We start from the raw sequence: 15,958 nt of genomic DNA on the forward strand, positions 1-15,958 counted from the left end.
GTCGTCGGGGAGCGGCCGCCCTGAGGTGTCGCGCCGCTATTGGGGCATCAGTTCCGACATGCCGAATTCGGCGCGGCGCAATTGCCAGACGGTGGTGCGCTTGGACTGGGAACGGCCGTTGCCGCGATCGATCAGGGTGCGATTGGCGGTGGTGAAGACCAGCTGCGCACCCTGGGTATTGGTTTCGGGGTTCTGGAACAGCTGGATCAGGCTGTCGGCGGTCTCGGGGGTGAGGTGCGCGTCGATATCGTCGATGGCCAACACGCCGCCGGTGTCCAGGGCGTCCAGCATGGGCGGGAGCAGACGCAGCATGGCGAGGGTGGCGCTGGATTCGTCGGTGATGTCGAAGGCGGTCTCGATGCCTTCGTGGGACAGGCCGAGGCCGACGCCGCGGCGCGCCACCATGCGGGAGTAGAGGGCATCGCGGGCGGCGTACAGGTTGGCCAGTTCGCGTTGCAGCAGGGTGACGGTGATGCCGTGTTCGAGGAACATCTCCTCGGCGTAGTTCGCCGAGATGGTGCAGTTCTCGATTTCCTTTGTGGTGGCGGCGATATCGGTGTCCAGATCGCGCAGGTAGTCGGCGTACATGGGGTCGTCGGTCGGCAGCAGCAGATCGGTGATGCCGAGGTCGGCGGCGCGCAGCAGGGTGAGCAGCCGGACCGCGTGATCGGTGGAGCGGGAGATGTGCGCGCCCACCCGGTGCGCGATCTCGGCGGGATCGGGCTGGCCGCACTGCACTTCGAGCAGCGACTGGAACCAGCGGTAGGCCGGCACCAGGGGTTCGGCGTACAGCTGGCCGGACAGGCTGAGCAGCAAGGCATTCGGGCGCACCAGCGGGACGACCGCGCCCAGACCGTAACGGGTGGCCTCGAACATGGGCCCGATGCGCACCTCGTCACCGGAACGCTCGTACACCACCCGCTTGCGATTGTGCGGATGAGAGTGCAGCCATTCGGCTTTCACATCGGCGTTGTCGAGCTTGAACCCGTAGGTGTACGGGCAGCCCTCGGCCACGAAGTGCGCCACGAATTCCGAAGGGCGATCCGCGAATCCGATGTGCGGGGTGCGGACCGGCCCGGAGTAGGGATCCCACCCGGTGACCGAGTTCAGCACGGCGTCGCGCATCCGGTCCAGGGCGTCGACCAATCCGGTCTTGCCCGTGGCGGCGGCCCCGTACACGGCGGTGACGGGCGTGGCGACCGCCCCGCTACCGCGGGTCAGCCGCAATTCCTGCGGTTCGGCGAGAGATCGATGATTCGTCACCTGAAAACTGCGCAACACAAGCGAAATCATGCCGGTCGGCGCACGGAATTGCGACTCGCCCTTTTCGGTCATGTTCCGCGAGGCGCGGAAACCGGTCGGCAAACCTTGACATGCAACCTAAAGGTTGCCTATTCTCGATTACGCAACCAAAGGGTTGCCTATAGCGATGGTGTGAGGTGCCAGGTGGACGAGGTGTTCAAGGCGCTGGCCGACCCGAATCGGCGCAGACTGCTGGACGCCCTCAACGAACGCAATGGTCAGACCCTGCGCGAACTCTGCACCGGCCTGGCCATGACCAGGCAGGCGGTGAGCAAGCACCTGGCCGTGCTGGAAGCGGCCAACCTGGTCACCACCGTGCGCCGCGGCCGCGAGAAACTGCACTATCTCAATGCCGAACCCGTCAATGCCATCGCCGACCGCTGGATCAATCGATACGACCGAGCGCGGGTACACGCCCTCGCCGACCTCAAATCCGCATTGGAGAGCGCGACCATGAGCGAGGAATTCGTCTACACCACCTACATCCGCACCACCCCCGAGAAGCTGTGGCAGGCCCTGACCGATCCGGCCTTCACCAAGCGCTACTGGGGCGCCACCTTCGAAACCGATTGGCGGCCGGGCTCACCCATGACCTGGGAGCAGCAGGGCTGGGTCAGCAAGGATCCGGAACAGGTGGTCGTCACCGCCGACCCGTACCGCACCCTGTCCTACACCTGGCACACCGTCGATCAGGCGTTCGCCGACCAGTTCGGTTTCAGCGCCGAGGATTTCGCACAGCTGTCCACCGAATCCCGCTCCATCGTCACCTTCGAACTGGAACCGGTGGGGGAGACGGTCAAACTCACCGTGGTGCACAACGGCTTCGACCCGGGCAGCGCCATGCTCGCGGGCATCACCGAAGGCTGGCCCGCCATCCTCTCCAGCCTCAAGACCCTGCTCGAGACCGGAGAGGTGCTGCCCGAACCGGCGGAATGAGTCAGCGCAGCAGGCCGTAGGCCCGGGTCGGCGTGAGACGCACGACGGCCCGGCGGTCGGCCACCATGGCGCGGCGATAGTCGTCCCAGTCCTCGTGCTCGCCGCTGAGCGCCCGGTAGTAGTCGACCAGTTCGTCCACCGTGGCATCGGCGGGATCCTGTGCGACGGGCGAGATCTCGGCCTCGCCCTCCAGCACCACGTACGACCAGAAGTCGTCGCTGCTGATGTTCAGCGCCGCCCAGGGTTCGCGGCGCAGATTGTGATACTTGGCGCGGTCCGCGGTGATGGAGATGCGGACGACCCCGTCCGGGCCGACCCAGTGCAGCACATTGGACAGCTGCGGGCGGGTGTCGCGGCGGATCGTCGCGAGGACGGATTTGGGGTGGGAGCGCGCGAACTCGACGGCCGTCTCCAGGTTCATGTGTGCTGCAACCCGGCCCGCGCGAGGGCTGTTCCCGGACCCGTCGCGCGATCGTGAAAATCTCGGCGATTCATGGCGCGACGTGCGCGAATGTCGCGCAAAGGTGTCGGTGGGCTCGACTAGTGTTCCTGGGGTGAGCGAATCGGGCATGGACATCACCCAGACGGACGGGGACGGGCAGGCCGCCGCGAGCGGGGACCAGCGCGTCGAGTATCAGCGGCTGGCCGAAGAGGTGCGCGACCACCAGTTCCGCTACTACGTGCGGGACGCGCCCATCGTCACCGACGGCGAATTCGACGAGCTGTTCAATCGCCTTCTCGCGCTCGAGGAAGCGCATCCGGACCTACGCACGCCCGATTCCCCGACCCAGGTGGTGGGCGGCGGTTTCACCACCGACTTCCAGCCCGTGGACCATCTGGAACGGATGTACTCGCTGGACAATGTGTTCAGCGAGGACGAGATGCGGCAGTGGATCAGCCGCGTCGAGGCCGAGGCCGGCACCGATATCCACTACGTGTGCGAGGTCAAGATCGACGGCGTCGCGCTGAACCTGGTGTACGAGGACGGGAAGCTGGTGCGCGGCGCCACCCGTGGCGACGGCCGCACCGGCGAGGACGTCACGCTCAATGCCCGCACCATCGAGGACATTCCGCATCAGCTCAGCGCCAGTGCCGACTTCCCGGTGCCGAAACTGCTGGAGGTGCGCGGCGAGGCGTTCATGACGCTGGAGGATTTCGAAGCGCTGAACGCGTCCATCGTCGCGGAAGGCAAACCGCCGTACGCGAATCCGCGCAATACCGCGGCCGGTTCGCTGCGGCAGAAGGATCCGGCGGTGACCGCGCGCCGCCGCCTGCGGATGATCTGCCACGGTTTCGGGCGGCTGGAAGGCTTCAACCCGGAATCGCAGTACGAGGCGTACCGGGCGCTGGCGGCCTGGGGGCTGCCGGTGTCGGCGCACACCGTGCGGGTGCAGGGCGCGGACGCGGTGGTGGATCGGGTCAAGTACTGGGGCGAGCACCGGCACGATATCGAGCACGAGATCGACGGCCAGGTGGTCAAGGTCGACGAGTTCTCGCTGCAACGGCGGCTCGGCGCAACCTCGCGCGCGCCGCGCTGGGCCATCGCGTACAAGTATCCGCCCGAGGAAGCCACCACCAAACTGCTCGACATCCAGGTGAATGTCGGTCGCACCGGCCGGGTTACGCCGTTCGCGGTCATGCAGCCGGTCACCGTCGCGGGCTCCACGGTGGCGATGGCGACCCTGCACAACGCGTCCGAGGTGCGGCGCAAGGGCGTGCTGATCGGCGACACCGTCACCATCCGCAAGGCCGGTGACGTGATTCCCGAAGTGCTCGGCCCCGTGGTGGACGCGCGCACCGGCGCCGAACGCCCCTTCGTCATGCCCACCCACTGCCCCGAATGCGGCACCGAACTCGCCCCCGCCAAGGAAGGCGACGCCGACATCCGCTGCCCGAACCAGCAGTACTGCCCGGCGCAGTTGCGGGAGCGCGTCTTTCACGTCGCCGGCCGCGGCTCCTTCGATATCGAAGCCCTCGGTTACGAGGCCGCCGTCGACCTGCTCAAGTCCGGCGCCATCGGCGACGAAGGCGACCTGTTCTCCCTCGACGAGGACAAACTCCTCACCACCTCCCTCTTCACCAACCAGAAGGGCGAGCTCACCCAGAACGCCCGCCGCCTGCTCCAGAACCTCGAAACCGCCAAGGACCGCCCCCTCTGGCGCGTCCTGGTGGGCCTGTCCATCCGCCACGTCGGCCCCACCGCCGCCCGCGCCCTGGCATCCGCCCTGGGCAGCATGGATGCCATCCGCGCCGCATCCGCCGAGGAACTCGCCGCCGTCGACGGCGTCGGCCCCACCATCGCCGAATCCCTGGCCGAATGGTTCACCGTCCCATGGCATCTCGACATCGTCGACAAATGGGCCGCGGCCGGCGTCCGCATGGAAGACGAACGCGACGAATCCATCGAACGCAACCTCGAAGGCCTCTCCATCGTCGTCACCGGCTCCCTGCAAACCTTCACCCGCGACGGCGCCAAGGAAGCGATCCTCATCCGAGGCGGCAAAGCGGCCGGATCCGTCTCCAAGAAAACAGCTTTCGTAGTGATCGGCGACTCACCCGGCTCCAAAGCCGACAAGGCTGAAGAACTCGGCGTCCCGATCCTGGACGAGGACGGCTTCCGCCTCCTGCTGGAAGGCGGCCCGGAAGCCGTCACACCGGCGTCCGGCGACACCGCCGAGGAATCGAGCGAATAGCCGACCGCGGTCGTTCCACGGGGAATGGGAATGATGGGGGTTTGGTTTTTTTGGCGATGGTCGGAAGTCGGAGGTTGCTGTGGTTCAGGAGTTCGAGATTCGCGCTGCCCGGGCCGAGGAGTTCGCGGCGATCGGGGAGTTGACGGTCGAGGTGTATGTGGGGGAGGGGCACGTTTCGCCGGAGAGTCCGTATGGGGCGGAGCTGGCTGATACCGCTACGCGGGCGGCTGCGGCGGAGGTGCTGGTGGCGGTGCGGGACGGGGTGGTGCTGGGGTCGTTGACGCTGGCGCGGCCGGGGACGCCGTTCGCGGATATCGCGCGGGACGGGGAGCTGGAGTTCCGGATGCTGGCGGTCGCCAAGCAGGCGCGGGGATTGGGGGTCGGGACGGCGCTGGTGCGGAGGGTGGTCGAGACCGGGCGCGCGGAGGGGTTCGACGGTGTCGTGCTGACCACCATGCCGACCATGGCCGATGCCCGGCGGATCTACGATCGGCTGGGCTTCGTCCATGTGCCGGAACGGGATTGGTTCACCATGGCGGGGCTGCCGTTGACGGTGATGCGGCTCGACCTCAGGTGAGGACGCCGTCGATGCAGAGGCTCTGGGTGCGCCAGGTGGGTGCGGGGCGGTCGCCGGCGAAGGCCCATTCGGTGGCGGGGGCGACCGGTTTCCAGAGCAGCAGGCCTTCGGGCAGGCGCTGCACCTGATAGATGTCGTCGGTGCCGGGGACGAGCTGGCTGCCGACGCAGTAGTCGGTGTAGCTGGTGCCGGGTTGTCTTGCGCCGGCGCTGAATCGGCCGGTGGGGTTGGCGGCGGCGCCGGGGTTGGGGACGGTGTTCGCGCGGTCGGTGCGCTGGCCGCTGAACCAGTACGGGGCGCCGTCGCGTTCGCCGCAACGGAATTCGGCGCCGCCCGCGACGACGGTCTGGCCGGGCGCGTATGTCGTTCCCGCCCACAGGCATCCGATGGCGGGGCGAGTCCTGCGCTCCTCGGCTTCGGCGGTGCCCGCGCCCAGCGGTACGCCGACGGCGGCGAGGGCGGCGACGGCCAGCGGGGTGACGGCGCGGCGGGTCAGCACGAGACGGCCTGCGGCTTGCAGACGGCCCAGCCGGTGCCGTCTTCGTTCGGTACCGCGGTCCAGGTGCTGCGGGAGCCGTCATTGCCCATGGAGCGGCTCGCTTCGGGTTGCGGGGTGCGCTGGCTTTCGCGCCGGTTGGCCAGATGCTCGTTCCGCAGTGCGGGATTCGAGTCGAAGTGGTGGAAGCCTTGCGGATCGGTGTGGTGAGCGCCGGTGGTGTCGCCGTTGTAGGGCCGGGGGCCGAAGTTGTTCGCCGCATTGCCGCTTCCGAGATTGCCGTTGCCGAGCGAACTGCCGCCGCGGCCGCCGGTGAGGCTGCCGCCCGAAAGCGATTCCGCCGCCGCGGTTCCGGCGGTGATCACGCCGGCGACAGCCGCCAGCGCGAGGGTTGCGAGGGTGGTGGGTATCCGTTGCATGGGCGTCGTTGCCCTCCGTCCATCTACGTAGCTCAATAGTATTTATCTACTGAGCTCGATAGTAGATGGGCAACGCTGAGAACAGCCTGTGATTCCGGCCAAGCCCCGGTCACAGCCCGAAAAGTGGCGGAAGGCACAACAATTCGGGCCGGTGCGAACGCATCGCACCGGCCCGAAGGAAAGCAGAAAAACTTAGCCGAGAACCGTGGCCACGATCCCTGCCAGGTAACCCAGCCGCGCCACCTCGGACGGCCGGAAGTCGGGCCCGCCGGGGCGGCCCAGCAGCAGCACCTTGCCGGTGTTGCCGAGCGGTGCCGCGGCCAGCTTGGTATCCATATCGCGCCACAATTGCGGCACCCATTCGCTCTCGCCGTCCAGCACGGCCGGCTTCTCGAGGGGCATCCACGGCGCGGACCCGGCCTGGGTGGACGGCGCGCTCTGCGAACCCACCACCCGGTACGCGCCCTGCGGGCCCATATCGATGATGGTCGACCAGCCCACCCGCAGCACCCGCGGCGCACCGTCGACCAGCACCTGCAACCGATCGTCGCGCGCATTGGCGACCTGATCGATGAGCTCGAGCTCGCGGTGCGTGTCGAGGATCCCCGAGTAGGGCCGCAGCGAATCCACCTGCACGTCGTGCAGTGATTCGGCGGCGGTGATCAGGGTGTCGGGCAGCGCGCCCGTCGGCACCTCCACCACGATGTCGTCGATCGCGAAGCCGTCACCGCGCTCGACGACATCCAGCGAGAGGATGTCCGCGCCGACGGAACCCAGTGCGAGCGCAAGGGAACCGAGACTGCCTGGACGATCCGGAAGTTGCACGCGAAGCAGGTATGACACGTGCCTTCCTTTCTTTCCTGTGCGACCGAAACTTTCGGACGGGTACCCGAGGTACGCAATATTTACACCCTCGCGACCCGGTTATCGAATCGAACCGTTTCCTGTGATGCGCACCACTTACTCGTGGGTTGCCCTATCGATACTGCCAGCTCTGCCGACACCTGTCGCGGGCCGCGCGGGCAAGGTCGCTAGGCTGTGACAGGTCGAATCACCAAGCTCTCACCATGTCGAAAGGGGTCTCGCGGTGCCCGCCATCTCCAGGGACGAGGTCGCACACCTCGCCCGGTTGTCCCGGCTCGCCCTCACCGATGACGAACTCGATCTGTACGCCGGTCAGCTGGACTCCATCCTGACCCACGTCGCGCAGATCTCCGAGGTCGCCGCCGAAGACGTCCCCGCCACCGCGTCCCCGAATCCGGCGACCAATGTGACGCGCCCGGACGAGGAACAGCCCTGCCTGACGCCGGAGCAAGCGCTCGCCATGGCGCCCGCCGTCGACGAGCAGCGGTTCCAGGTTCCGCAGATTCTGGGAGAGGGCGAATGAGCGACCTGACACAGCTGTCCGCGGCCGAGCTGGCGGGCAAGATCCATGCGCGCGAGGTGTCCTCGGTCGAGGTGACCGAGGCGCACATCCAGCGCATCGCCGAGGTCGACGGGGAGATCAACGCCTTCCTGCACGTCGCCGGCGAACAGGCCCTGGTGGCCGCCGCCGAGGTGGACCGCGCGATCGCCGCGGGCACGGTGGCCTCGCCGCTGGCCGGTGTTCCCTTGGCGCTCAAGGACGTTTTCACCACCACGGATATGCCGACCACCTGCGGGTCGAAGATCCTCGAGGGCTGGGTGTCGCCGTACGACGCGACGCTGACCACCAAGCTGCGCGAGGCCGGCATCCCGATTCTCGGCAAGACCAATATGGACGAGTTCGCCATGGGGTCCTCCACCGAGAACTCGGCGTACGGGCCGACCCGCAACCCGTGGGACAAGGACCGCATCCCGGGTGGATCGGGTGGCGGTTCCGCCGCCGCGCTGGCCTCCTACCAGGCGCCGCTGGCGATCGGCACCGATACCGGTGGCTCCATCCGCCAGCCCGCCGCCGTCACCGCGACGGTCGGCACCAAGCCCACCTACGGCACCGTGTCCCGGTTCGGTCTGGTCGCCTGCGCGTCCTCGCTGGATCAGGGCGGGCCTTGCGGCCGAACGGTTCTCGACACCGCGCTGCTGCACGAGGTGATCGCCGGATACGACCCGCGCGATTCCACCTCCCGCAACGTGCCGGTCGCCCCGGTCGTGGCCGCGGCCCGCGAAGGCGCGAACGGTGATCTGTCCGGCGTGAAGATCGGCGTGGTGAAGGAGCTGCACTCCGACTCCTACCAGCCGGGCGTGCTCGCCTCCTTCGATGCCGCCGTGGATCAGCTCAAGCAGTTGGGCGCGGAGATCGTCGAGGTGTCCTGCCCCAACTTCGTGCACGCGCTGTCCGCGTACTACCTGGTCATGCCGTCGGAGGTGTCGTCCAACCTGGCGCGCTTCGATGCCATGCGCTACGGGCTGCGGGTCGGCGACGACGGCACCCATTCGGCCGATCAGGTCATGTCGCTCAGCCGTGAGGCCGGGTTCGGGCCGGAGGTCAAGCGCCGCATCATGATCGGCACCTACGCGCTGTCCGCCGGTTACTACGACGCCTACTACGGTCAGGCGCTCAAGGTGCGCACGCTCATCGCGCGCGACTTCGACCGGGCGTACGAGAGCGTCGACGTGCTGATCTCGCCGACCAGCCCGTTCACGCCGTGGAAGCTGGGCGAGAAGGTCGACGATCCGCTGGCCATGTACCTGTCCGACCTGTGCACCCTGCCCACCAACCTGGCCGGGCACTGCGCCATGTCGGTGCCGTCCGGGCTGTCCGCCGACGACGGGCTGCCGGTGGGTCTGCAGATCATGGCCCCGGCGCTGGCCGACGACCGGCTGTACCGGGTCGGCGCGGCCTACGAGGCGGCGCGCGGCGCGATCGCCTGATCGGCAGTACGCGAACGGAATTCGGCTCCCGCCCAGGTATGGGCGGGAGCCGTTTCGCGTTCGGACCTGGATGCCATAGGTTTTGGCGGCCTGACAATCGCTGCGAGGCGCGGGACGCGCCCGGTAGGCTGCACTGGTTCGGAGTGTCGGAGGGGATCGGGGATGTTGCGTCGCGGTGAGCTGTTCGCCGGATACCGGATCGAACGCGAAGTCGGGCGCGGCGGTATGGGTTCGGTGTACGCCGCGCGGCATCCGCGCCTGCCCCGGATGACGGCGTTGAAGCTGCTGCACCCGGAGATGTTCGGGGACAACGACACCCGCGTTCGATTCGAACGTGAGGCCGATGTGGTGGCGCGGCTGGACCATCCGAACATCATCACGGTGTACGACCGGGGCGCGGAGGGCGATCAGCTGTGGATCGCCATGCAGTACGTGGACGGTGAGGACGGCGCCACGCTGGATTGGCGGGCGCTGAGTCCGGAGCGTGCGGTGGAGATCATCATCCAGACCGCGGCGGCGCTGGATTACGCGCACGGCAAAGGCGTGCTGCACCGGGACGTGAAGCCCGCCAATATCCTGCTGTCGCATTCCGCGGGCACCGCGACCGGGTTCAGTGAACGGGTGTTATTGAGCGACTTCGGCATCGCCCGGGTGCTGGACGACACCGCGCATCTGACCCGCACCGGAACCCTCAACGCCACCCTCGCCTACGCCTCGCCGGAACAGCTGTCGGCCGACCCTCTCGACGCGCGCTCGGATCAATACTCGCTGGCGTGCACGCTGTTCCGCTTGCTGACCGGGCGCGGGCCCTACGATGCTCCCAGCATCGCGACCGTGCTGCTGGGCCATATCCAGGGCACGCCGCCGACCGTCGTCTCCTTCCGGCACGATCTGCCGCCCGAACTGGACCGGGTACTGGCGCGGGCGTTGGCGAAGGATCCGCGGGAAAGGTTCACCAGCTGCACCGAATTCGCGGAGGCCGCCTGGGATGCGGTGAACCCGCCCGCCGGGCCGACCGTGGTGACCCGGCGCGAACCGCCGCCCGAGTCGAGCAACGGGTCCGCGCGCTCGCAGCGCGAGATCGTGCACGGGTGCATGCTCGGCGGAGCCGTCGGCGATGCGCTGGGCGCGCCGGTGGAGATGATGCTGCTGCCGAATATCTTGCAGCGCTATGGATCCCGGGGGATGACCGGGAGTGGGGACACCTACAAAGGCAAGATCACCGACGAGACGCAGCTGGCCCTGTTCACCATGGAGGCGCTGATTCGCAGTTCGGTGCGGGCGCGGGCGCGCGGCATCGGCGGGGCGACGGTCGCCATGATCCAGGAGAACCTGCTCGTTTGGCTGCAGGGACAAGGGGTTTCGCTGCCGGAACAGCCGTTCGCGCTGCGCAGCGGGTTGAGCGGATACCCCGAATTGATGAGCTACCGGGGGCCGACGCACGCCACCACCACCGCCATGCAGCGGGCCGCCGAGCGCCGGCAGCCGGGATCGCCGCTGGGGACGCGGGATCGGCCCATCAACGATTCCAAGGGCTGCGCGGGGGTGGTGCGGGCGGCGCCTATCGGATTCCTGCATTCGCTGCCGTCGGCGTTCGAATCAGCCTGTGACGCAGCGGCTCTGACGCACGGCAACCCGAGCGGATGGCTGCCCGCGGGCACTCTGGCCGCCACTGTTTTCGGCCTGTCGCGCGGACTGGATCTGCGCACCTCGCTCAACCATGCGGCCAGTGAACTCGCGCGGCATCGCGATCATCAGGAGACGTCCGAGGCGCTGGCGACCGCCATCCGGCTCGCCGACGCGGCCGCGGGCGCGGGTGGAGTCATGCCCGAGCCCGAGATCCTCGATCCGCTGGGCTTCGGGGTGATCGGCCCGGACGCGCTGGCCATCGCGGTCTGCGCGGCGCTGTGTGCCGAAACCATCGGCGGCACACCGGAACAGATCTTCCGCAACGGAGTACTGCTGGCCGTCAATCACTCCGGGGACAGCGATTCCACGGGAGCCATCTGCGGCAATCTGCTGGGCGCGCGGCTCGGCGTGCAAGCCATTCCCGCCGAATGGCATGCCCGCCTGGACGCCGCGCCGATCATCGACCGCCTCGCCACCGACTTCTGCACCGAATTCGGGCCGAACCCGCCGAGCAATGCCTACGGGGAACCCTCCGACGAGTGGTACGCACGCTATCCCGGGTAAGTCAGCAATCGGGCAGGGCGGTGCCCTGATCGGTCCCGTAGCGGTGACCGTGCCCGGCGGGGGCGTCCAGTGCGCCGAGCAGGTCCGCGGTGGTCTGCACGAAGCTCACCACCGGAAGCCATTGCGGTACCGGCGCATCCGGGCGGGTACCGCTGAGATCCGGTGCCCGCCACAGCAGTGACGGCGACCAATGCACCACCGGATCGGACGCATTCGCGAGAACCGCTGCCCCCGAACGATGCACCGCGTTCGCCGGCGGCCCCGCCCACAGCACCGAGCACGTCCGACGCTCCTGCTCGGCAGCGTCGCCGAAGATCGCATTCCCGCCGACCGCGCCCAGGCTCTGCCCGTACACGTACAACTTCGGCCGCCGCGGCAGCGTCGAAATCCGTTGCTCCACCGCCTCGAACAGGGCCCGCGCCGACTCGGTCGCCGCATTCCGCCCGAACATGAACGTCACCCAGCTCGGCGCGGCCGAATACTGCAATCCGGCCAGCGCCACATCGCCGCCGAACCTCTCCTCCATGCCCTTCGCCGCATCCGAATCGATCCAGCCGGAACCGGTGGGCACCATCAGCACCAGATTCCCCCGCTCGAATCCGCCAGCCCGCTCCAATTCCCGGACCGCCAACTCGACCCGCGCCGGTAGATCCCGCGCCGAATGCAATCCCACATACACCCGCACCCCGGCCCCCGAACCTCCGGCGACGAACCGCCGTCCCTGCGCTCCCAGCTCGGCCCAGCTCGCCGCCGACCCGGGACTCCCCGACCTGGTCGCCGAAACAGGCTGCACCACAGCGGGATCCACGAACGAATCGGCCGCCGCATAAGCCGCCTGCCGCCATTCCACCACCATCGGCACCCCGGCGAACTGCACCCCGAGCAATGTCACCAACCCGATCAAGGCACTCCGTAGTCGGCCCAAACCTCTTACGGCCCAGCGCAGCCCGAACCAGATTCCGACGACGACCCCCACGATCAGCGCCGTGGTCAACGCCCATCGCGCCCAGTATCCGAGCCCGATAGCGCCGACCCCCATCACCTCCCGCAACCGGTTCTGCCAGTACTCCGCATACGCCATCGCCACCCCGATCGCGGCCACCCCTGCTCCGCCCGCCGTCAATCGCAATCCCGGCGACGTTTCCCGCCGACCCCGGAACCGCCGCAACACAACCCGCACGCCCCCGGCTCCCGCCAGCGATAGAACCACCAGCAATGCGGTAACAATGGCCTGCGCCATCGGCGTCCGAGGCAAGAGACCGGGCGCGAGCGAGGCAACCACCCCGGCCGTGACAGCCGCCGTCGTCCCCACCCGAGGCACCCGCGCGGCGACCGACCGTCCGACCTGCCTCCCACGACCGGCACCCCCCGGCATTCCAGCTTGCTTTCGGCCGGAATCCACACGGCGCATGGATATTTCGCCCGCCGCCCCTTCCGGCGCCCGGTCGAGCATGGCGGTATCCGCGTTCAGCGGTGGCATGTGCAACTCCTCTGCTGCGATGGAAGATGTCAGCCGGACGGTCACCGCCGCACCTCCGGCGAGCTACGCCGTGCATTGCGGCGCGCACGCATCCGGCGGGTGAAAACCGTGATGGCCGAAGTGATTCCGGCGAGCAGGAAGGCGATGCCACTCACCTGGAGAATGCGCACGAGCGGGGAAGGGGAGTCGGGTCCGGCGGCGAGCAGCGTCTCGTGCACCGGCACCCCGTAGTCCTGCCGGATCGAATTCAGATCCACGGCCGCGGTGGCGATACTGGCCATCACCTGGCACTGCGTGCGAGCCAGCGTCTCGGTGCGGGCCGCACACGCGGCGTGCATGCGCTGTTCCAATGCGGCATCGAGACTCTGACGCGCCCACGGCCCCAGCGGTTGACCGTGATCGCCCGCGTAACGGAGCAGGTCGTACCCGAGGTCGTGCGCCTTGCACGCCAGATCGAACTCGGCGGGCAGCGGGACCGGCGACGAGCAGTCACCGTTCGGGTTGACCAGAATGCCGTCCGACAGCACGGGGCGGTATCCGGCGGAGATGGCGAAGTCGGCGGGAATGAGCGCCGGATCCTGTTGTCCCACCGTCGATTCCACGGCCAGGCGCGCTCCGAGACTCTCCGGCAGCGCCGGTGTGGCCGACGCGGCGCTCGCGGCCGGTGCGAACACCACCGCGACCGACGCGACCAGCAGTGCGGCTCCGGCCAGCAGCCCGGCGCGACGGCCGGTGGAGCCGGGCGCCGCGGAATCGTCGGCGGCTGCCGTAATGGAAGGATCGTGGGGCGTGCGGGCCTGGCTGGACGGGAACGCTCTCATGGCTCAGAACGCTAGGAATCGGCCGCCGACCTGGGCCTCACGCCCGCGAACCGTTCCCGTCTGGCCGGAACGGGGGAGAGGCGGACCGGACTGATACTCCGGTATGGGGTGGGAGATCGCCCGGGGGTATGACGTGGCACCGGCCCCGGTTCTCTACCGTCGATGGCATGGTCGGTGATGCGGTCGGGCGAGTACGTCCGAAATCAGGTCGGATGTGGTTCGACGCCGTCACGGTGTTCGTGGCATTGGTGTTCATCGCGGTGGCATGGCCCACCCTGCAGGTGACGCACAAGGTGCCGGCCGCCGCCATGCCGTTCATCGCCGGGTTCGCGGCGTTCCCGATCCTGCTGGTGCGCGTCAATCCGGCGCTGGGGTGGGCGGTATCGGCCGGGTCGGCGCTGCTGATCTCGGTGGCGGTGCCGCATCAACCGGGCAACTCCATCCCCTTCCAAGTGGTGCACATCCTGTCGTTGTTCGCGCTGGTGTTCGCGGTCGCGGTGCGGTCGCCGATCCGGATCGTCGGCGTGGTGTGGATCGCCACGTCACTGCTGTTCGCCACCACCATGGCGAACAGTGGCGACAGCTTCGCCGACGCCGGCTTCGGCTGGCCCATCGCCATCACCGGGCTGGTGATCTTCGGCCTGCTCATCCGCTGGGTCGTGGTGCAACGGCAAGCCCTGATGAAGTCCGCGGAAGAAACCGAGCTGGAGCGCGCCCGCCGAGCCATCCTCGAGGAGAAAGCTCGCATCGCCCGCGACCTGCACGACGTCGTAGCCCATCACATGTCGATGGTGGTGGTGCAGGCGCAAACCGCCCCGTACCGGATCACCGGGCTGTCCCCGGAAGCACAAGCCGAATTCGAATCGATCGGCACCGGGGCGCGGGCGGCATTGAACGAGATCCGCGGCTTGCTGGGCGTACTGCGCAGCGACGGGCAACTCCCAGAACACGCCCCGCAACCGAGGGCCGCCGACATACAAGGGCTGCTCGAAGGCGCGTTGCGAGCAGGCGTTCCCATCACGTGGAAGATCGACGGAAATCTGGCGGAAGTGCCGGAGACGACCGGATTGGCGGCGTACCGCATCGTCCAAGAGTCGCTGGCGAACGCTTCTCGCCACGCTGCCGGCGCGCCGGTGCGCGTGCACATCGCCCAAGCCGCCGCCCTCATCTTGACGGTCGCCAACGACCGACCGCTCACGGTGGCGGACCCGTCCGCGACCCCCGGCAGCGGCATCGCCGGTATGCGTTCCCGGGCGGAGGCGGTCGGTGGCACCTTGTACGCGGGCGCCCGCCCGGATGGTGGCTTCGACGTGCGAGCTGAACTGCCACTGTTGGTCGCCGCACCGGTTTCGGCCCCATAACCTGGAGTTTTGCTCCACTTTCCGGCCCTCCTCGTCGGTTTCCCGACCGGAACGCCCCCGAAGTGGAGCAAAACTCCAACCCTCCCCGTGCGCGAAGTTGCTCCGCCCACCCGTATCCACCCTCCGGCGTGGCAAACTCGGTGGCGTGCGTGAGGTGGGACTGTGGCGATAACGGTGTTGATCGCCGACGACCAGGCGATGGTGCGAGCGGGCTTCGGGGCGCTGCTGGGCGCGCAACCCGATATCAGCGTCGTCGGTGACGCTCCGGACGGCAAAATCGCTGTGGCGGAAGCGAAGCGACTGCGGCCGGATGTGGTGCTCATGGATGTGCGCATGCCGGAGATGAACGGATTGGACGCGGCGCGCGCCATTCTCGGCGCCGGTATGGATCCGCCGGTACGAGTGCTCATGTTGACGACCTTCGATATCGACGACTACGTGTACGAGGCGTTGACGATCGGCGCGAGCGGGTTCCTGCTCAAAGACGCGCCGGCGGAGGAGTTGGTGCGCGCCGTGCGAGTGGTCGCGGCCGGAGACGCCTTGCTGGCGCCTACCGTGACGCGGCGGCTCATCGAAGACGTGACGCGTCGCCGGACGCGCCGGAATCCCGCTCCCGCGCTGTCGGTGCTCACGCCACGCGAGCGTGAAGTGCTGGAATTGGTGGCACGCGGCATGTCGAACGCGGAAATCGCCGAAAGTCTTTTCGTGGCAGAACAGACGGTGAAAACGCATGTCTCCAAAGTGTTCGCGAAGCTGAATTTGCGGGACCGGGCGCAAGCCGTGGTGCTCGCCTACGAATCAGGTCTGGTGACGCCGGGCTGACCCGG

Annotated in this window: 15 protein-coding genes; 8 read left to right on the top strand and 7 right to left on the bottom strand. The window is 68.1% G+C overall.

The window, feature by feature from the left end; genetic code table 11:
• Positions 1-36: 36 nt before the first annotated feature.
• Positions 37-1,281 (bottom strand): AAA family ATPase, encoded by a 1,245-nt coding sequence (locus NY1_RS11645; RefSeq protein WP_067711511.1) that lies wholly within the window; start codon positions 1,279-1,281, stop codon positions 37-39.
• Positions 1,282-1,446: 165 nt separating this feature from the next.
• Between NY1_RS11645 and NY1_RS11650 the strand changes: the two genes are divergently transcribed.
• Entirely contained in the window at positions 1,447-2,238 is a 792-nt protein-coding gene (locus NY1_RS11650) for an ArsR/SmtB family transcription factor (RefSeq protein ID WP_067711074.1), read from the top strand.
• Between the two features lies 1 nt (position 2,239).
• On the opposite strand, the gene NY1_RS11655 is transcribed toward NY1_RS11650, so the two are convergent.
• Complete coding sequence (locus NY1_RS11655; RefSeq protein ID WP_067711076.1) at positions 2,240-2,659, bottom strand: PPOX class F420-dependent oxidoreductase; 420 nt, start codon at positions 2,657-2,659, stop codon at positions 2,240-2,242.
• 148 nt (positions 2,660-2,807) lie between these two features.
• On the opposite strand from NY1_RS11655, the gene ligA reads away from it, so the two are divergent.
• Together ligA and NY1_RS11665 are read left to right on the top strand one after the other, a co-directional pair.
• Positions 2,808-4,931 (top strand): NAD-dependent DNA ligase LigA, encoded by a 2,124-nt coding sequence (gene ligA / locus NY1_RS11660; protein ID WP_067711078.1) that lies wholly within the window; start codon positions 2,808-2,810, stop codon positions 4,929-4,931.
• A gap of 79 nt (positions 4,932-5,010) precedes the next feature.
• On the top strand, positions 5,011-5,508 hold the full coding sequence (locus NY1_RS11665) for a GNAT family N-acetyltransferase (protein WP_067711081.1): 498 nt from the start codon (positions 5,011-5,013) through the stop codon (positions 5,506-5,508).
• On the opposite strand, the gene NY1_RS11670 is transcribed toward NY1_RS11665, so the two are convergent.
• The 3 genes from NY1_RS11670 to NY1_RS11680 form a co-directional block, all read right to left on the bottom strand.
• Positions 5,501-6,007: a hypothetical protein gene (locus NY1_RS11670; RefSeq protein ID WP_067711083.1), complete on the bottom strand. Its 507-nt coding sequence runs from the start codon at positions 6,005-6,007 to the stop codon at positions 5,501-5,503. The two genes, NY1_RS11665 and NY1_RS11670, sit on opposite strands and share 8 nt — an antisense overlap.
• Positions 6,001-6,423 (bottom strand): hypothetical protein, encoded by a 423-nt coding sequence (locus NY1_RS11675; RefSeq protein WP_067711085.1) that lies wholly within the window; start codon positions 6,421-6,423, stop codon positions 6,001-6,003. The genes NY1_RS11670 and NY1_RS11675 overlap by 7 nt, the downstream gene beginning before the upstream one ends.
• A gap of 192 nt (positions 6,424-6,615) precedes the next feature.
• The gene (locus tag NY1_RS11680) at positions 6,616-7,266 is read right to left on the bottom strand and encodes an ACT domain-containing protein (protein WP_067711087.1); all 651 of its coding nucleotides are present in this window, start codon (positions 7,264-7,266) and stop codon (positions 6,616-6,618) included.
• Positions 7,267-7,510: 244 nt separating this feature from the next.
• On the opposite strand from NY1_RS11680, the gene gatC reads away from it, so the two are divergent.
• The 3 genes from gatC (at position 7,511) to NY1_RS44165 (ending at position 11,469) form a co-directional block, all read left to right on the top strand.
• Positions 7,511-7,810: an Asp-tRNA(Asn)/Glu-tRNA(Gln) amidotransferase subunit GatC gene (gene gatC, locus NY1_RS11685; protein WP_067711088.1), complete on the top strand. Its 300-nt coding sequence runs from the start codon at positions 7,511-7,513 to the stop codon at positions 7,808-7,810.
• The gene (gene gatA / locus NY1_RS11690; protein ID WP_067711090.1) at positions 7,807-9,276 is read left to right on the top strand and encodes an Asp-tRNA(Asn)/Glu-tRNA(Gln) amidotransferase subunit GatA; all 1,470 of its coding nucleotides are present in this window, start codon (positions 7,807-7,809) and stop codon (positions 9,274-9,276) included. The genes gatC and gatA overlap by 4 nt, the downstream gene beginning before the upstream one ends.
• Positions 9,277-9,438: 162 nt before the next feature.
• Positions 9,439-11,469: an ADP-ribosylglycohydrolase family protein gene (locus NY1_RS44165; RefSeq protein WP_218028347.1), complete on the top strand. Its 2,031-nt coding sequence runs from the start codon at positions 9,439-9,441 to the stop codon at positions 11,467-11,469.
• Position 11,470: 1 nt separating this feature from the next.
• On the opposite strand, the gene NY1_RS11700 is transcribed toward NY1_RS44165, so the two are convergent.
• Together NY1_RS11700 and NY1_RS11705 are read right to left on the bottom strand one after the other, a co-directional pair.
• Positions 11,471-12,844, bottom strand: coding sequence for an alpha/beta-hydrolase family protein (locus NY1_RS11700; protein ID WP_067711092.1), 1,374 nt, complete (start codon positions 12,842-12,844; stop codon positions 11,471-11,473).
• A 146-nt stretch (positions 12,845-12,990) separates the two neighbouring features.
• Positions 12,991-13,770, bottom strand: a complete 780-nt coding sequence (locus NY1_RS11705) for a hypothetical protein (protein ID WP_067711093.1) — start codon at positions 13,768-13,770, stop codon at positions 12,991-12,993.
• A gap of 167 nt (positions 13,771-13,937) precedes the next feature.
• Here NY1_RS11705 and NY1_RS11710 point away from each other — a divergent pair, with 167 nt between their 5' ends.
• Complete coding sequence (locus NY1_RS11710; RefSeq protein WP_157762161.1) at positions 13,938-15,131, top strand: sensor histidine kinase; 1,194 nt, start codon at positions 13,938-13,940, stop codon at positions 15,129-15,131.
• Positions 15,132-15,293: 162 nt separating this feature from the next.
• The gene (locus NY1_RS11715; RefSeq protein WP_067711095.1) at positions 15,294-15,953 is read left to right on the top strand and encodes a response regulator; all 660 of its coding nucleotides are present in this window, start codon (positions 15,294-15,296) and stop codon (positions 15,951-15,953) included.
• Positions 15,954-15,958: the final 5 nt, after the last annotated feature.

This window comes from Nocardia yamanashiensis NBRC 100130, from assembly GCF_001613325.1.
GTDB lineage: Bacteria > Actinomycetota > Actinomycetes > Mycobacteriales > Mycobacteriaceae > Nocardia > Nocardia yamanashiensis.